General features: G+C 67.0%; 15 protein-coding genes. 3 read left to right on the top strand and 12 right to left on the bottom strand.

Translation table 11 applies throughout. The annotated features are described in order from the left end of the window. Window positions 1–110: 110 nt before the first annotated feature. Window positions 111–818, bottom strand: coding sequence for a DsbA family oxidoreductase (locus BW38_RS06110; protein WP_032977100.1), 708 nt, complete (start codon window positions 816–818; stop codon window positions 111–113). A 48-nt stretch (window positions 819–866) separates the two neighbouring features. Further along, window positions 867–1,352 carry a CYTH domain-containing protein gene (locus BW38_RS06115; protein WP_032977098.1) on the bottom strand — a complete coding sequence of 162 codons (486 nt, stop codon included), beginning with the start codon at window positions 1,350–1,352 and terminating at the stop codon, window positions 867–869. Window positions 1,353–1,445: 93 nt separating this feature from the next. Here BW38_RS06115 and BW38_RS06120 point away from each other — a divergent pair, with 93 nt between their 5' ends. Further along, window positions 1,446–2,066 (top strand): hypothetical protein, encoded by a 621-nt coding sequence (locus BW38_RS06120; protein ID WP_032977096.1) that lies wholly within the window; start codon window positions 1,446–1,448, stop codon window positions 2,064–2,066. A 60-nt stretch (window positions 2,067–2,126) separates the two neighbouring features. On the opposite strand, the gene rlmD is transcribed toward BW38_RS06120, so the two are convergent. Further along, complete coding sequence (rlmD, locus tag BW38_RS06125) at window positions 2,127–3,461, bottom strand: 23S rRNA (uracil(1939)-C(5))-methyltransferase RlmD (protein ID WP_032977094.1); 1,335 nt, start codon at window positions 3,459–3,461, stop codon at window positions 2,127–2,129. 128 nt (window positions 3,462–3,589) lie between these two features. Here rlmD and BW38_RS06130 point away from each other — a divergent pair, with 128 nt between their 5' ends. Then, complete coding sequence (locus BW38_RS06130) at window positions 3,590–4,312, top strand: response regulator (protein ID WP_025879186.1); 723 nt, start codon at window positions 3,590–3,592, stop codon at window positions 4,310–4,312. A 550-nt stretch (window positions 4,313–4,862) separates the two neighbouring features. Here the strand turns inward: BW38_RS06130 and recO are convergent. From recO to rpoE, 9 genes are all read right to left on the bottom strand, one after another. Further along, window positions 4,863–5,582 (bottom strand): DNA repair protein RecO, encoded by a 720-nt coding sequence (recO, locus tag BW38_RS06135; protein ID WP_025877120.1) that lies wholly within the window; start codon window positions 5,580–5,582, stop codon window positions 4,863–4,865. Between the two features lie 18 nt (window positions 5,583–5,600). Continuing rightward, complete coding sequence (gene era / locus BW38_RS06140) at window positions 5,601–6,497, bottom strand: GTPase Era (protein WP_025877117.1); 897 nt, start codon at window positions 6,495–6,497, stop codon at window positions 5,601–5,603. Next, window positions 6,494–7,174, bottom strand: a complete 681-nt coding sequence (rnc, locus tag BW38_RS06145; RefSeq protein WP_032977092.1) for a ribonuclease III — start codon at window positions 7,172–7,174, stop codon at window positions 6,494–6,496. The genes era and rnc overlap by 4 nt, the downstream gene beginning before the upstream one ends. Further along, on the bottom strand, window positions 7,164–7,547 hold the full coding sequence (locus tag BW38_RS06150) for a DUF4845 domain-containing protein (RefSeq protein WP_025877113.1): 384 nt from the start codon (window positions 7,545–7,547) through the stop codon (window positions 7,164–7,166). The genes rnc and BW38_RS06150 overlap by 11 nt, the downstream gene beginning before the upstream one ends. 34 nt (window positions 7,548–7,581) lie before the next feature. Continuing rightward, complete coding sequence (gene lepB / locus BW38_RS06155) at window positions 7,582–8,376, bottom strand: signal peptidase I (protein ID WP_025877111.1); 795 nt, start codon at window positions 8,374–8,376, stop codon at window positions 7,582–7,584. 54 nt (window positions 8,377–8,430) lie between these two features. After that, the gene (gene lepA, locus BW38_RS06160) at window positions 8,431–10,224 is read right to left on the bottom strand and encodes a translation elongation factor 4 (RefSeq protein ID WP_032977135.1); all 1,794 of its coding nucleotides are present in this window, start codon (window positions 10,222–10,224) and stop codon (window positions 8,431–8,433) included. 184 nt (window positions 10,225–10,408) lie between these two features. Next, window positions 10,409–11,947, bottom strand: a complete 1,539-nt coding sequence (locus tag BW38_RS06165) for a DegQ family serine endoprotease (RefSeq protein ID WP_025877107.1) — start codon at window positions 11,945–11,947, stop codon at window positions 10,409–10,411. 76 nt (window positions 11,948–12,023) lie between these two features. Next, a complete protein-coding gene (locus BW38_RS06170; protein ID WP_032977091.1) occupies window positions 12,024–12,899 on the bottom strand; it encodes a sigma-E factor negative regulatory protein in 876 nt (291 codons plus the stop codon). Next, a complete protein-coding gene (rpoE, locus tag BW38_RS06175; protein ID WP_032977088.1) occupies window positions 12,896–13,516 on the bottom strand; it encodes an RNA polymerase sigma factor RpoE in 621 nt (206 codons plus the stop codon). The genes BW38_RS06170 and rpoE overlap by 4 nt, the downstream gene beginning before the upstream one ends. A gap of 235 nt (window positions 13,517–13,751) precedes the next feature. Between rpoE and BW38_RS06180 the strand changes: the two genes are divergently transcribed. Then, a complete protein-coding gene (locus BW38_RS06180) occupies window positions 13,752–15,815 on the top strand; it encodes a 3-hydroxyacyl-CoA dehydrogenase NAD-binding domain-containing protein (protein ID WP_032977087.1) in 2,064 nt (687 codons plus the stop codon). Window positions 15,816–15,998 lie beyond the last annotated feature (183 nt).

The following is a 15,998-nucleotide window of genomic DNA, read 5'->3' as shown; positions in this document are numbered from 1 at the left end:
ACCGGCCAACAGGCGCAGTGGTCAAAAAGGGGGACGGAGGGGATCAAGGCGCAATCGACCCACTGGTGCCGGATGCGACTCAATCCCCTCCGTCCCCTTCTGCGGGTCGGTCAGACCTTGCAGCCGTCCGCGCCGCAGGCGTCGTCGCCGCCGTCCGGGGCACCCTCCGCGCCCTGCCCTGCCGCCTGCTCGGCGGCGATCTGACGCAGCGCGTTGGCGAAGGCTTCCGGGGGCTGGGCTCCGGAAACCGCCCAGCGGCCGTCGATGACGAAGGTGGGCACCGAGGAGATACCCAGTGCGTGGGCCTGCGCCAGGCCCGCTTCCACTTCGGCCAGGCCACGATCGCCGGCCAGCATCTGCTGGATCTCATCTGCGGCAAGGCCACCGGCGGCGCCGGCCTCGACCAGCACCGCCGGGTCGGCCAGATTCTGTCCATGCTCGAAATGGGCGCGGAACAGCGCCTCACCGACGGCCTCCTGCACGCCGTGCTGGCCAGCCAGCCACAACAGGCGATGCGCCGGCAGCGTGGTTACCCGCACCTGGCCCTGGCTGAAGTCCATCGGCAGGCCCTCGGCCCGCGCAGCGGTCTGGGTCTGGCCCAGAATCTGCTCGGTGCGCTCGGCACCGCCGAACTTGCGCACATAGGCCTCGCGCAGTGGCACCGGGGTGGCGTCCGCATCGGGGTCAAGCTGGAACGGCTGCCAGTGGATCTCGAGTTCGGGCGCATCGGCGCCCAGCAACTGCACACCCTGCTGGAAGCGATGCTTGCCGATCCAGCACCAGGGGCAGACCACGTCGGAGTAGATGTCGATTCTCATCCCCCCGACATGGGGGCCGACACCCTCGAAAAAAGGGGACGGAGGGTTTCACCACTGTGAATAGGGGCGGCTGGCCAGAGCGACGTTGTAGTAGCGGGCGTCGTCGGTCACTTCGGCGCCGATCCAGTCCGGCAGCTCGATGGCCTGGTCGGCGCTGTCCAGCTCGACTTCGGCGACCACCAGGCCGGCGTTGTCGCCGAGGAACTCGTCCACTTCCCAGGTCAGGCCGGCGTACTCGACCAGATGCCGGCGCTTGTCGATCAGGCCGCCGACGCACAGCGCCAGCAGGTCGCGCGCATCCTGCACCGGAATCGGGTAGTCGAACTCCTGCCGGGTATGGCCCAGGGTGCGCGACTTCAGGTTCAGCGCGGCCTTGTCGCCTTCAATGCGGACCCGCACCGAGGCGTTCTGGGTGCCGCGGTCGAGTGCGCCCAGATCGTTGATGTAGCCCTGCGCCATCGGGATGACCCGGTGCGCAGCGGTGCGCCACCCATCATGGGTGACGAGGAATTTGCGTTCGATTTCGATGCCCATGGGCACAGTATGCGGCTCACGCCAGACGCTGCCTATCGGCGCGGCGACGGGCACGACTACACTGCGCGGCCCCCAACCACGGAATGGTCGCTCATGATGCTTTCCCATCGCCTTCGTCGCTGTCTTGCCCTGTCGGCGCTGCTGCCGTGCGCCGTTGCCAGCGCCGGATCGGCGGCGGTACCTTCGCTGCAGCAGGCACAGGCTGCGATGGACCGGATGTTCGACCTGGCCGTTGCCGATCGCCCCGCCAGCGACAGCAGCCGCCTGGTTGCCGAGACCTTCCGGCCCCGTCTGCAGACCCTGGACAGCTGTGCCCCCGCCGAGGCCGGCGACGCCTTCGATTGCATCGCCACCGCCAGCGCAGGCATCGAATCGCGACCGCAGCTGCTGCGGCTGGCCTTGGTGGACGGCGTGTGGACACTGCCTGACCAGCGCAATGTGCCCGTACCGGCGCCGCCCCGGGAAAGGGTGCAGGCGCTGTTGCGCGAACGGATCGCCGGGCAGGCGCAGCAGCAGGCCGACCCTGCCCTGCGCGCACGCTTCGAACAGGCTGCCAGCACCCTGCAGGTGCAGGAAGTGAGGAACTGCGAGGTCGCCAGCGACAGGGCCGCCATCGAATGCACCGTGCGCGCAGGCGACGGCAGCGAGCACGGCGAGCAGTCCATGGCCTTCGTGCGCGTGGACGGCCAGTGGCAGAACGCCCCGGCCGACTGAACGCATTGCCTGCCTGCAAGCGGCAAGGCAGGAGCCGGGCAGCCCCCGGCGCTGCAGGCATCAGCGCTTTTCGAACACCGCGATGCTTTCCACGTGCGCGGTATGCGGGAACATGTCCATCGCACCGGCGCTGACCAGGGTGAAGCCCTGTTCGTTGACCAGGTAGCCGGCATCGCGGGCCAGCGAGCCCGGATGGCAGCTGACATAGACGATGCGCTTGAACTGCTTCAACGGCAGCTGCTGCAGCACTTCGATGGCGCCCGAACGCGGCGGATCCAGCAGCAGCTTGTCAAAGCCCTGGCGCATCCATGCCGTGCTGCGCTGGTCCTGGGTGAGGTCGGCGCTGTAGAACTGCGCGTTGGTCAGCCCGTTGCGCTCGGCGTTCTCACGCGCACGCGCCACTAGCCCGGCATCACCTTCCACGCCCACCACTTCGCGCACCTTGCGCGCCAGCGGCAGGGTGAAGTTGCCCAGGCCACAGAACAGGTCCAGCACGCGCTCGTCGGCACCCGGCTCGAGCAGGTCCAGCGCGTGGGCGATCATCTTCTCGTTGAGCTTGGCATTGACCTGGATGAAATCCAGCGGACGGAACGCCAGTTCGACATCCCACGGCGCCAGCCGGAACGAAAGCGCCACGCCCTGCCCATCCAGCGGCTGCACGGTATCCACGCCGCCCGACTGCAGGTAGATGACAAAACCGTGCTGTTGGCCAAAGGCCGCCCAGGCGGCACGATCGGCATCACTCAGCGGCTGCAGGTGGCGCACGGTCAGCACCACGGCCTGGTCACCGGCGATGAACTCGATCTGCGGGATGTCGCGCTTGCCATCCAGGGATTCGATGAAGGTCGACAGCACCTCCACCTTGGTGCCGATCTCGGGGATCACGGTCAGGCACTGCTGCAGGTCCGCGACGAAGCGCGGGTCCTGCTCGCGGAAGCCGACCAGGGTCTTGTCCTTCTTCTCGACCCGGCGCACCGAGAACCGGCCCTTGCGGCGGTAGCCCCAGCTGTCACCCACCAGCGGCGGCAGCACGGTGCCCGGCTTCACATGGCCGATGCGCTCCAGGTTGTCCATCAGCACGCGCTGCTTGGCGACGATCTGCTGGTCTTCGTCCAGGTGCTGCAGCACGCAGCCGGCGCAGGTGCCGAAATGCGGGCACTTGGGGGTCACCCGCTGCGGCGAGGCCTGCAGCACTTCCACCGTGCGCGCCTCATCGAAGTGGCGGCTGCGGGCGGTCTGTTCGGCCATCACCACTTCGCCCGGCAGGGCGCCGCTGATGAAGGTGACCTTGCCGCCCTCGCCTTCACGGCGGGCAACACCGCGACCATCATGGCTGAGGTCGAGGATCTCGGTCTGGAAGGGAGTACGGTCGATACGGGAGCGGGATCGGGCCACGTGGCAACAGGCTGCGGGCAAAAGTGGGGGCGTATTGTCGCAGATCCTGACCAGCAGGGCCGCTGGCCGCTTGCGCCCGCCGCCGCCGTGCTTGATGATTGACCCCAGCTGACATGGAGGCAGCCCTGATGCAGATGACCCCGCGGGCCAGTCGACCCCGCTTCCTGCTTGTCGAGGACGACATCATCAGCCGTGGTTTTTTCAAAGCGGCGTTGGAAACGTTACCAGCGGATGTGGACACCGCCGACTCACTGGCCAGCGCCCTGGCGCGCGCCGAACCCGGTGCCCACGATCTGTGGCTGATCGACGTCAACCTGCCTGATGGCAACGGTGCCCAGCTGTTGCACCAGCTGCGCCGCTCGCACCCGGACACCCCGGCGCTGGCGCACACCGCCGACGGCGATGCTGCCATTCACGCCCGCCTGCGCGAGGCGGGTTTCAGCGACACCCTGGTCAAACCGCTGGGCCGTGACCAACTGCTGAAGGCGGTCCGTCGTGCGCTGGTCAACAGCCCCGCCGGTTCCACGGTGCCGCCGGCGGCGGTCGAGCTGGCCCTGGAGGACTGGGACGAAACCGCCGCCCTGGCCGCGCTCAATGGCCAACGCAACCACCTGATCGCCCTGCGCGAGCTGTTCCTGGCCGAACTGCCGGGCGTGCGCGATGCGGTCGAACAGGCGGTGGACCAGCATGACGAGCGCCAGCTGCGCAGCCAGCTGCACCGGTTGCAGGCCAGCTGCGGGTTCGTGGGTGCAGCGCGACTGGCACGTGCGGTACGGCAGCTGCATCACACGCCCGAATCGGGGCAGGCACAGGCGGGGTTCCGCGCGGCGGTGGCTGCCCTGCTGCACTGAGGGTTGGTCGGCAGGGCTGCGCCCTGCACCCGCCGAAGCTGACGTCAAATTCAACGTCAAAAGCGTGCATCCCGTGGGATGGCGGGGCGGTGTCGGAGTGCGGGGACGCCGTGAACCCATCCATGGGGGCTTGGCAGCCGCATCCATGCGGCTGACACCCCGCACTCCGACACCGCCCCACCTCTGACAGATTTCCGCGATCTGGTAGATCCACGCCATGCGTGGATGAATCTCCATCGAAATCGAATATTTCGATATTGGATCGAAGAGCATCCACGCATGGCGTGGATCTACGTGTCGACCAAGGTCGACACCTACCAGAGGCGGAAGCCGTTCCGACAGCTCGCGGACAATTGTCGAAGGCGGGGTGGGTCCGGTTGCGGGGGTGTCCGCGGCATGGATGCCGCGGCCAAGCCCCCAGGGATGGGTTTACGGCGTCCCCCGCTACCGGCCCCACCCCGCCTACCCACGGATAGCCAGCTTTTGCCGTTGACGTTGACGTTGACGTTGATTCGGCAGGTGCAGGGCTGCAAGCCCTGCCGAACACCCCTCAACGCCGGGGTGTCAGCTGCTCCAGCATCTCCCACGACTTCAACCCGCGCGCGCCCAGGTGATGGGCCAGCACCCGCCGCATCGGCAGGCGCAGGCTGGCCAGATCGGCGGCTTCCGGTTCGTCGTCGGCTGCCAGGGCCAGCAGTGCCGAGCCGGTAGCCGCCGCGCGACGCTCGCCGCCACGCTCGCTGAGCAGGCGCTGCGGTCCTTCCTGCGGGTCCAGTTCATAGCGCGCCGCCGGGTCAATCGGCTGGCCATCGCTGGCGGTCTCCAGATCGAAACCCACGCCCAGCGCCGCCAGCAGCTCGCGTTCGAAACGGCGCAGGGTCCAGGCCAATCCGGCCCCCACGGCCAGGCGCGCACGCGCCTCACCAAAGGCCAGGTACAACTCCGGCAGCGGGTCCTGGCGTGGTGCCAGGCGCAGGGTCAACTCGCTGAGATAGAACCCGGCCAGCATGGCCTGGCCGAGCAGACGCGGCGCCACATCCAGCGCCTCAGCACCGCGCAGCTGGGCCAGTTCGCCACGCTGCAGCGCGCTGAAGCGGATCCACTGCAGTGGCTGCAGGGCCGCTCGCAGCACCTGGCCCTTGGCCGTGGAAACACCGCGCGCGAGCAGGCCGATCCGGCCGTGCTCGGCGCTCAATACCTCGACCAGCAGGCTGGTCTCGCGATAGGCCCGCGCATGCAGCACGAAGCCGGTGTCGTCCTCGATCAGCATCGAAGCGACCGTCGCGGCTTATTCGTAGCCGAAGGCCTTCAGCGCGGCCTCGTCATCGGACCAGCCCTCACGCACGCGCACCCAGGTTTCCAGGAACACCTTGGCACCGAACAGACGCTCCATCTGCAGGCGGGACTTGGCCCCGATCTCCTTCAGGCGGGTGCCGCCCTTGCCGATCACGATCGCCTTCTGGCCTTCGCGCTCGACCCAGATCACCGCACCGATGCGCAGCAGGTTGCCGTCCTCGGTGAAGCGCTCGATCTCCACCGTGGTGGCGTACGGCAGCTCTTCGCCCAACTGGCGCATCAGCTGTTCACGCACCAGTTCGCCGGCCAGGAAGCGCTGGCTGCGGTCGGTGATCTCGTCTTCGCCGAACATCGGCGGGGCTTCCGGCAACAGCGCCAGCACGTCACGGACCAGGGCTTCCAGGCCGTTGCGCTTCTGCGCCGAAATCGGATGCACCGACGAGAAATCACGGCCGGCGGTCACTTCCTGCAGGAACGGCAGCAGTGCGCCCTTGTCCTTCATGCGGTCGATCTTGTTGACCACCAGCACCACCGGGATACCGGCGTCGCGCAGCACATTGAAGGCCAGGCTGTCCTCTTCGTCCCAGCGACCGGCTTCGATCACCAGCAGGCCGGCGTCGACGCCTTCCAGCGAGCCGCGGGCAGCGCGGTTCATGACCCGGTTCATCGCCCGCTTCTGCACCTTGTGCAGGCCGGGCGTGTCGACCAGCACCAGCTGCCCTTCCGGGTAGGTGGCGATGCCCAGCAGGCGGTGACGGGTGGTCTGCGGCCGGTTGGACACGATGCTGACCTTGGCCCCGACCAAGGCATTGGTCAGGGTCGATTTGCCCACGTTGGGGCGGCCGATGACGGCCACGCTGCCGCAATGATGGGGAGTTTGTTCGCTCACTTGGAATCCAGTTGTTCAAGGACGGCCGCAGCCGCTTGTTGTTCGGCAATCCGCCGCGAGGAGCCTTCGCCCTCGGTGCTGGCGGCGGGGTCGGCTACGTTGCAGCGTACCCGGAAGTGTTTGGCGTGGTCGTCACCGGATTCTGACACCAGTTCGTACTGTGGCAACGCCTTCTGTCGGCCCTGCAGCCATTCCTGCAGGCGGGTCTTGGGGTCCTTCTCCGGTCGCCCGGTGGCCGGCAGCGCCTCCATCGAGGCGGCAAACCAGGGCAGGACCATCGCCCGGCAGGCTTCAAAACCCACGTCCAGGTAGATCGCAGCAACCACGGCCTCGAATGCATCGGCCAAGGTCGAGTCGCGGCGATGGCCGCCGGACTTCATTTCGCCGGGGCCCATCGTCAGCCGGTCACCCAGCTGCAGGGTCCGCGCGATCACCGCCAGCGCACCCTCGCGGACCAGCTCGGCGCGGGCGCGGGTCATCGCGCCTTCGTCCGCCTTGGGCCAGCGCAGGTACAACGCCTCGGCGACCATCATGTTGACGATGCTGTCGCCAAGGAACTCCAGCCGCTCGTTATGCGGCGCGCCGGCACTGCGATGGGTCAGCGCCTGCTTGAGCAGGTCTGGGTCGCGGAAGGCGTGACCGATCAGGTCTTCACGTTGGAAAGATTTATTCGGCACCGCTACGGGTCAGGTCCTGGGAAGAATCGAATTTGCCAACCACATCCAGGTTGCCGACCAGTTGGCGGCGCACTTCGTAGTTGACCTTGAGGGTCCAGCCATTGTCGCGACGGTCGAACTTGACGTTGGCCGGCTTCACGTTGTCCGAGTAGTTGATGTACAGCCGCTTGAAGAACAGTTCCTGGATGTTGGCCGGCGCCATGCTGCCGATGCCCGGTTCCTTGGCCAGGCTCTTCATCGCCGAGCGCACCGCGTAATACTCCTGGTACATCGGGAACAGCTTCATGCCGATGTAGAGGAAGAAGCCAACCACGATCAGGACCGTCAGGAACGAGGTCAGGGTCATGCCGCGCTGCGTGTTCATCGTCTTCATTGCGTTCTCCCCAGATACGCGAGTGGATGTGAAGTCAGTTGATGCTCGAGCCGATCCGCGACGGTTCGAAGCCGTCCTTGCAGAACCAGCCCTGGCAGTTCAGCCAGATCAGGAATGCCTTGCCGCGCAGGTTCTCTTCCGGCAGCAGGCCCCAGAAACGGCCGTCGTCGCTGTTGTCGCGATTGTCGCCCATCACCAGGTACTTGCCGGCCGGCACGGTCCACTGGCCCTGGCCACGCGGATAATCGGTCTCCAGCACGGTGTGGGTACGGCCCGGCAGGTGCTCGACCAGCAGGTTGGCGCCCTCGCCCTGACCCTTGTGGCCAGCGTAGATGCCCTTGTTGTCGTACTTCAGCGGTTCGCCGTTGAGGATCACCCCGTCGCCTTCGAACACGACGGTGTCGCCCGGCACGCCGATCACGCGCTTGATGAAGTTCTCGCCCTTGGCCGGGTCGTTGTCGCCATGGCCGGGGAAGTGGAAGACCACCACGTCACCACGGGCCGGATCGCCGACCGGCACGAAGCGGGTGTTGGTGATCGGCAGGCGCAGGCCATAGGAGAACTTGTTGACCAGGATGAAATCGCCGATCAGCAGGTTCGGCATCATCGAGCTGGACGGGATCTTGTACGGCTCGGCGATGAAGCTGCGCACGATCAGCACGATCGCCAGCACCGGGAAGAACGCACGCGAGTAGTCCACCAGCACCGGCTCGGTGTCGAGCAGGCCGGCGCGCTGGGCGCGACGCTTGGCCAGGTACAGCTTGTCGGCCAGCAGGATCAGGCCGGAGGCCAGGGTCAGCACGACCAGGAGGATCTCAAACAGTTTCATTCAGGGTCCTTTGCAACGTCACCGGACGATCGGCCCGAAGGCCGGTTTCGGGGCTTATTTGTTGTCCATCTGCAGCACGGCCAGGAAGGCTTCCTGCGGAATTTCCACGCGGCCGACCTGCTTCATGCGCTTCTTGCCTTCCTTCTGCTTTTCCAGAAGCTTCTTCTTGCGCGAAACGTCGCCACCATAGCACTTGGCCAGAACGTTCTTGCGCATGGCCTTGACCGTGGTGCGCGAGATGATCTGCGAGCCGACGGCGGCCTGGATGGCCACGTCGAACTGCTGGCGCGGGATCAGGTCCTTCATCTTTTCGCACAGCTCGCGACCACGACGATCGGCATGGCTGCGATGCACGATCAGCGACAGCGCATCGACCTTGTCGCCGTTGATCAGCACGTCCACGCGCACGAACGGACCGGCATCGAAGCGTACGAAGTGGTAGTCCAGCGAGGCATAGCCACGGCTGACCGACTTCAGCTTGTCGAAGAAGTCCAGCACCACTTCGGCCATCGGCAGCTCGTAGCTGATCTGCACCTGGCTGCCCAGGTAGTTGATGCCGATCTGGCTGCCGCGCTTTTCTTCGCACAGCTTGATGATGTTGCCGATGTACTCCTCGGGAGTGAGCACGTTGGCGCGGATGATCGGCTCGCGGATCTCCTGCACATGGTTCACCGGCGGCAGCTTGGCCGGGTTGTCCATGTTGATGATCGTGCCATCGGTCTTCAGGACTTCATACACCACCGTCGGCGCGGTGCTGATCAGGTCCAGGTTGTATTCGCGCTCCAGGCGCTCCTGCACGATTTCCATGTGCAGCATGCCGAGGAAGCCGCAACGGAAACCGAAGCCCATCGCTTCGGAGCTTTCCGGCTCGAAGCGCAGCGCGGCATCGTTCAGGCGCAGCTTGTCCAGCGCTTCGCGCAGGTCCGGGTAGTCCTCGGCATCGACCGGGAACAGGCCGGCGAACACGCGCGGCTGCATTTCCTGGAAGCCGGGCAGCGGCTTCGGTGCCGGATCGCCGGCCAGGGTCAGGGTGTCACCGACGGGAGCGCCGTGCACGTCCTTGATGCTGGCGGTGACCCAGCCCACTTCGCCCGCGCGCAGTGCCGGCAGCACCTTGCGCTTCGGGGTGAACACACCAACGTTGTCGACCTGGTGATTGCGGCCAGTGGACATCACCTGCAGCTTGTCACCGGCCTTGATCTCGCCCTGCATCACGCGCACCAGCGAGACCACGCCCAGGTAGTTGTCGAACCACGAGTCGATGATCAGCGCCTGCAGCTTGTCGGTATCGCGCGGCACCGGCGGCGGAATGCGATGCACGATCGCTTCCAGCACGTCGACCACGTTCAGGCCGGTCTTGGCGCTGACCGGCACGGCGTCGCTGGCATCGATGCCGATCACGGCCTCGATCTCGGCCTTGGCGCGCTCGATATCGGCGGTGGGCAGGTCGATCTTGTTGATCACCGGCACCACTTCCAGCCCCTGCTCCACGGCGGTGTAGCAGTTGGCCACCGACTGCGCTTCCACGCCCTGGGCCGCATCGACCACCAGCAGCGCGCCCTCGCAGGCGGCCAGCGAGCGGCTGACTTCATAGGAGAAGTCGACGTGGCCGGGGGTGTCGATGAAGTTCAGGTGGTAGGTCTGGCCGTCCTTCGCCACGTACGGCAGCGACACCGACTGCGCCTTGATGGTGATGCCACGTTCGCGCTCGATCGGGTTGGAGTCGAGCACCTGCGCTTCCATCTCGCGGGCCTGGAGGCCGCCGCAGAGCTGGATGATGCGGTCGGCCAGCGTGGACTTGCCGTGGTCGACGTGGGCGATGATGGAGAAGTTGCGGATGTTCCGCATCGAATCAGAGGACATAGAGAGGTGGCGGCGGCGCGCGGCGTCGTCAGGGTAACGGTCGATTATCGCATGCCCGGAGGGCCGCCGCGTGGTTGGCCTGCCGGCACGGCCCCGGAATGGCCGAAGCCCCGCCAGGGCGGGGCTTCGGGGACACCACGAGGGCCGCCGTGAAGGCGGCCATTGGTTGTTACGGGCCGGCCTTGACCGCAACGAACGCGCTGTTGCCGCTGCCGGTACGGACCAGCAGCATGACCACATCGCCCTTCTTATAGCCGGACAGCGCGCGGTTCAGGGCTTCAACGCTGCCGACCGGGGTACTGGCCACCTGCAGGATCACCATGCCCCCGGACAGGCCGGCATCACGGGCGCCCTCGCCCTTCACGGCGGTGATGCGGACACCTTCGCCCGCCTCCAGGCCCAGCTGCTTGCGCTGCGGCGCAGTCAAGTCGGCAACGTCCAACCCCAGCAGGGCATTGGCGCCGGCCTGCGGAGCCGCCGTGTCATTGCCTGCGGACGGGCTGCGGGCATTGCCCTGCGCGTCCTCGGCCAGAGCGGTCAGGGTCGCGCTCAGGTCACGCGGCTTGCCATCGCGGATCACGCCCAGGGTGACGCGGCTGCCCGGTGCCATCGCACCGATCAGCGGCGGCAGATCGGACCAGCTGTTGACCGGCGCACCGTTCACCGTGCGGATCACGTCACCGATCTTGACCCCGGCCTTGGCCGCAGCGCTGTCCGGCACGATCTGGTTGACCAGCGCACCGCGGCTGTCGGGCAGGCCCATCGCCTGCGCCTTCAGGCCGTCGATTTCCTGCACCACCGCGCCGAGCTGGCCACGGGTGACCTTGCCGGTCTTCTTGATCTGCTCGACCGCGCTCATCGCCAGATCGATCGGGATCGCGAAGCTGATGCCCATGTAGCCACCCGAGGCCGAGAAGATCTGCGAATTGATGCCGACCACTTCACCACGGGTGTTCAGCAGCGGGCCGCCGGAATTGCCCTGGTTGATCGCCACGTCGGTCTGGATGAACGGCACATAGCGCTGGTCCGGTCCACCGGTGTTGCGACCGAGGGCACTGACCACGCCAGCGGTAACCGAGTGGTCGAGGCCGAACGGCGAGCCGATCGCGACAACCCACTGACCGGGCTTCAGGCTGTTGGAATCCCCCACGCGCACGGTCGGCAGGTTCTTGCCGTCGATCTTCAGCAGGGCGACGTCATACTGCTGGTCGCTACCGATCACCTTGGCGGTGAACTCGCGACGATCGCCGAGCTTGACCTTCACTTCGCTGGCGTCGGCGACCACGTGGTAATTGGTCAGCACGTAGCCGTCAGGCGAAATGATGAAGCCCGAGCCCATGCCGCGGCCCTTGATGCTGGGGCCGCCGTCCTGCCCGCCAGGGCCCTGCCCGGGCATCGGGAAATCCGGGCCGAAGAAGCGGCGGAAGAACTCGGGCATCTCGTCATCACCCGGGCCCATGCCGCCCCGCGCCTGGCGGTTGCTGCGGACGATGGTGGTGTCGACGTTGACCACACCGGGGCCGACCTGCTCAACCAGGTTGGTGAAGTCAGGCAGACCGCTGACCAACGGCTGCGCCGGTGCGCGTGGGGCCGCAGCGGCGGCGGCAGCCTGCGGCTGGGCGGCAGGCGCCGCCGGTTGGGCACAGGCCACCAGCGGCAGGGTCAGGGCGAACAGGCCAATGGCATGCGTGCGGAGTCGGGGAGTCATCGGACGGCAACCTCCGGGTCGGATGGAAAGGGAAAGAAGCGCCCCGCCGACGGCGGGGCGTGGAACGGTACCCGGCTCAGTCGCGCGGGCGTTGCGACGCCGGCAGGTCGTCCTGCAGGCGTGGCTCGAACGGATAGAACGCAGCGCCACCGGCATGGGCCGGGACACTGGCATTGAGGGCGCCACCGGCGGCGGGCGCCAGGCTGGAGCGCGGCCACGGCCGTGCCTGCAGGTTGCCGACCTCGCCAAAGGGCAGATTGCGCGCGCTACCGGCGGGCATGGTCGGGGTCAGCGGCGCCTGGCTGGCAACCGCGCGCAGCGGTGCGTCATCGCGCTGGGCCACGCGTGCGGCCTGCTGGCTGCGGGTGGCGCTGGCGCGGCGCACATCCTGGCGACGGCTGGCGGCGGCCATGGCCACCGCCGGCACGCTGGCCACGGCCATCGCAGCAGTGTCCACCGACGCCTCGGTGACGGCAGCCGGTTGCTCCGATGCCGGCGGCAACTGCGCCTGGCTGGCGATCACCTGCGGTGCGGAGACATCCACTGGCGGCGCCTCCTGCAGTTTTTCGCGCCCGACGAACAGCGCTACGGCAGCAACCGAAGCGGCCAGCGCACCGCCGCCCCATGCACGCCAACCACTACGGCGGGCCTGACGCTTCGGCTCGGCCAGCGGTGCGGGCTCGGCGGCGATGGCGGCAGCCACGGCGGCGCTGAAACCGGCCGGTGCCAGCAGCGACGCCTGGCCGCGCATGACATCACCCAGCAGCTGCCAGCGTTCCTGGCAGCCAGCCAGTTCCGGATCGTGTTCCATGCGGCGCACCAGGAAGCGCGCCTCGTCTGCCCCCAGCTCGCCGTCGACCAGCGCCGACAGCTGCTGGCGATGGCGTTCGTCCAGGCGTTGCCCGGCGGGAGACTGGTGGTTGTGCGATTCGTTGTTCGGAATGCGGGTCATATACGGCTCTTCTCGCGGGTGGCACTGCCGATGTCCAGCAGCGGCCGGAGTTCGGTGTCGATCGCCTCGCGCGCCCGGAAGATCCGTGAACGCACGGTGCCGATCGGGCACCCCATCTTCTGCGCGATTTCCTCGTAGCTCAGGCCTTCCACCTCGCGCAGGGTGATCGCCGACCGGAGTTCTTCCGGCAGCGCGTTGACGGCCTTCATCACCGTCTGTTCCAGTTCCTGGCGCATCAACTCGCGCTCGGGCGTATCGGTGTCGCGCAGGCGCGTGCCGGTGTCGAACTGCTCGGCGTCGCCGATGTCGATGTCATCGGTCGGCGGGCGGCGATTGTGCGAAGCCAGGTGGTTTTTGGCGGTGTTCACGGCGATCCGATGCAACCAGGTTGAGAACTGGGCGTCGCCGCGGAAGCTTCCAATCGCACGGTACGCACGGATGAAAGTGTCCTGGGCCACGTCCTGACATTCACTCCAGTCGGCGATGTAGCGACCGACCAGGGCCACGACCCGATGCTGGTACTTGCGCACCAGGACATCGAAGGCGGCACTCTCGCCGTGCTGCACGCGCCGGACCAGTTCCAGATCCAGCTCCTGAGGTGTATCAACATCGGCCATGAGGGGCCGCACTCCTGTCAGCCCAACCGACGTCGGGCAATGAGACTGCCAATCCCGGGAAAAGTTCAGTCGCCGATCACCTGGCGCCGCACCAGCTTTTAACCACCGTTCCGTTAACGTTCCGGTCCAAGGCCTGCGATCCGGGGCGCCACACCCCTGCTATTGGGATTTGACGCGGGGGAAACAACCTCTGGATCATAGCCCCCTTCTCCATACACAACCGGATGGAACGTCCATGCTCTCAAGCTTCGATGGTCTCCGCTTCAGCCACTGGCACCCCGAGATCCGCGACGATGGCGTGGTGGTCCTCTCTCTGGATCGTCAGGACAGCAGTGTCAACGCAATGTCGCAGGATGTGCTGCTGGAGCTGGGCGACCTGCTGGAGCGCATCGCCATGGACCCACCGAAGGGCGTGGTGATCCAGTCCCTCAAGAAGGCAGGCTTCATCGCCGGTGCCGACCTGAAGGAGTTCCAGGAGTTCGATCGCCGCGGCACCGTCAACGACGCCATCCGCCGCGGCCAGTCGACCTACCAGAAGCTGGCAGAACTGCCCTGCCCGACCGTGGCCGCCATCCATGGCCATTGCCTGGGCGGCGGTACCGAGCTGGCCCTGGCCTGCCGTTATCGCGTTGCATCCAATGACAGTTCCACCCGCATCGGCCTGCCGGAAACCCAACTGGGCATCTTCCCGGGCTGGGGTGGCAGCGCGCGCCTGCCGCAGCTGGTCGGCGCACCGGCGGCGATGGACATGATGCTGACCGGACGCACGCTGTCGGCCTCGGCCGCACGCGGCATCGGGCTGGTCGACAAGGTGGTGGCACCGGCCGTCGTGCTCGATACCGCCGTGGCGCTGGCACTGTCCGGCACCACCCGCCCGTTCAAGCAGCGTGCGCTGGCCTGGGCGACCAATACCTGGCCGGCACGCCAGCTGCTGGCCCCGCAGATGGTCAAGCAGGTCGCACGCAAGGCAAAGAAGGACCAGTACCCGGCGCCGTATGCGTTGATCAGCACCTGGCAGCGCAGCGGCGGCAAGCCGGTGCAGGCACGCCTGGATGCCGAACGACGCGCCGTAGTGAAGCTGGCCAGCACGCCGACCGCGCGCAACCTGATCCGCATCTTCTTCCTCACCGAACGCCTGAAGGGCCTGGGCGGTGGCGATTCCGGCATCCGCCACGTGCACGTGGTCGGTGCCGGCGTGATGGGCGGTGACATTGCTGCGTGGGCCGCCTACAAGGGTTTTGAAGTGACCCTGCAGGACCGCGAGCAGCGCTTCATCGACCCGGCCATGGAACGTGCACAGGCACTGTTCGCCAAGAAGGTGCGTGACGAGAGCAAGCGCCCGGCCGTCGCCGCGCGCCTGCGTGCGGACCTGGAAGGCAATGGCGTGGCGCAGGCCGATCTGGTCATTGAAGCGATCATCGAGAACCCGGAAGCCAAGCGTGCGCTGTACCAGACGCTGGAGCCGAAGATGAAGCTCGAGGCGTTGCTGACCACCAACACCTCGTCGATTCCGCTGGTGGAGCTGCGCGATCACATCCAGCGCCCGGCGCAGTTCGCCGGCCTGCATTACTTCAACCCGGTGGCACAGATGCCGCTGGTGGAGATCATCCATCACGACGGCATGGCGGCCGAAACCGAGCGTCGCCTGGCAGCCTTCTGCAAGGCGCTGGGCAAGTTCCCGGTGCCGGTGGCCGGCACGCCCGGCTTCCTGGTCAACCGCGTGCTGTTCCCGTACATGCTGGAAGCGGCCACCGCATACGCTGAAGGCATTCCGGGCCCGGTGATCGACAAGGCGGCGGTGAAGTTCGGCATGCCGATGGGCCCGATCGAACTGATCGACACCGTAGGCCTGGACGTGGCCGCTGGCGTGGGCAAGGAACTGGCCCCGTTCCTGGGCCTGCAGATTCCGGCGGCGCTGCAGACGGTGGAACCGGACAAGCGCGGCAAGAAGGATGGCCAGGGCATCTACACCTGGGAGAACGGCCGGGCCAAGAAGCCGGACGTGGCGCGCGACTATCAGGCGCCTGCCGATCTGGAAGATCGCCTGATCCTGCCGTTGTTGAACGAGGCGGTGGCGTGCCTGCACGAAGGCGTGGTAGCCGACGCGGACCTGCTGGACGCGGGCGTGATCTTCGGTACCGGCTTCGCACCGTTCCGCGGCGGTCCGATCCAGCACATCCGTGCGGTGGGTGCCGATGCCATCGTGGAGCGCCTGAGGGCGCTGCAGCAGCGTCACGGTGATCGCTTCGCACCGCGCCCGGGCTGGGACAACCCGGTACTGCGCGAACCGGTGGTTTGATGTGATCAGCCGGGCCTGCGGCCCGGCACCCGCAGAGGCAACAGCAACAGCCGAAACCAGAGCCAGAGCCGGAGCAACAGCCGGCTCTGGCTTTTCTGTTTGGTGGGCGGGGGGGTGTGGGTTGGCAGGACACGCCGTAAACCCGTCCATGGGGGCTCGATGGCGCCATCCATGGCGCCAGCG

This window comes from Stenotrophomonas sp. RIT309 (assembly GCF_000632045.1).
Lineage (GTDB): Bacteria > Pseudomonadota > Gammaproteobacteria > Xanthomonadales > Xanthomonadaceae > Stenotrophomonas > Stenotrophomonas indicatrix.
Note: the sequence above shows the minus strand (reverse complement) of the source record. Positions and strands in the feature narration are given on the sequence as shown.

Bases quoted from the DNA above. Each gene is read 5' to 3' on its own strand.
- BW38_RS06150 (WP_025877113.1), bottom strand. From the start codon at position 7,547: ATGAAGACGATGAACACGCAGCGCGGCATGACCCTGACCTCGTTCCTG.
- BW38_RS06130 (WP_025879186.1), top strand. From the start codon at position 3,590: ATGCAGATGACCCCGCGGGCCAGTCGACCCCGCTTCCTGCTTGTCGAG.
- recO (WP_025877120.1), bottom strand. From the start codon at position 5,582: ATGCTGATCGAGGACGACACCGGCTTCGTGCTGCATGCGCGGGCCTAT.
- BW38_RS06115 (WP_032977098.1), bottom strand. From the start codon at position 1,352: ATGGGCATCGAAATCGAACGCAAATTCCTCGTCACCCATGATGGGTGG.
- BW38_RS06180 (WP_032977087.1), top strand. From the start codon at position 13,752: ATGCTCTCAAGCTTCGATGGTCTCCGCTTCAGCCACTGGCACCCCGAG.
- BW38_RS06110 (WP_032977100.1), bottom strand. From the start codon at position 818: ATGAGAATCGACATCTACTCCGACGTGGTCTGCCCCTGGTGCTGGATC.
- lepB (WP_025877111.1), bottom strand. From the start codon at position 8,376: ATGAAACTGTTTGAGATCCTCCTGGTCGTGCTGACCCTGGCCTCCGGC.
- BW38_RS06165 (WP_025877107.1), bottom strand. From the start codon at position 11,947: ATGACTCCCCGACTCCGCACGCATGCCATTGGCCTGTTCGCCCTGACC.
- rpoE (WP_032977088.1), bottom strand. From the start codon at position 13,516: ATGGCCGATGTTGATACACCTCAGGAGCTGGATCTGGAACTGGTCCGG.
- BW38_RS06170 (WP_032977091.1), bottom strand. From the start codon at position 12,899: ATGACCCGCATTCCGAACAACGAATCGCACAACCACCAGTCTCCCGCC.
- BW38_RS06120 (WP_032977096.1), top strand. From the start codon at position 1,446: ATGATGCTTTCCCATCGCCTTCGTCGCTGTCTTGCCCTGTCGGCGCTG.
- lepA (WP_032977135.1), bottom strand. From the start codon at position 10,224: ATGCGGAACATCCGCAACTTCTCCATCATCGCCCACGTCGACCACGGC.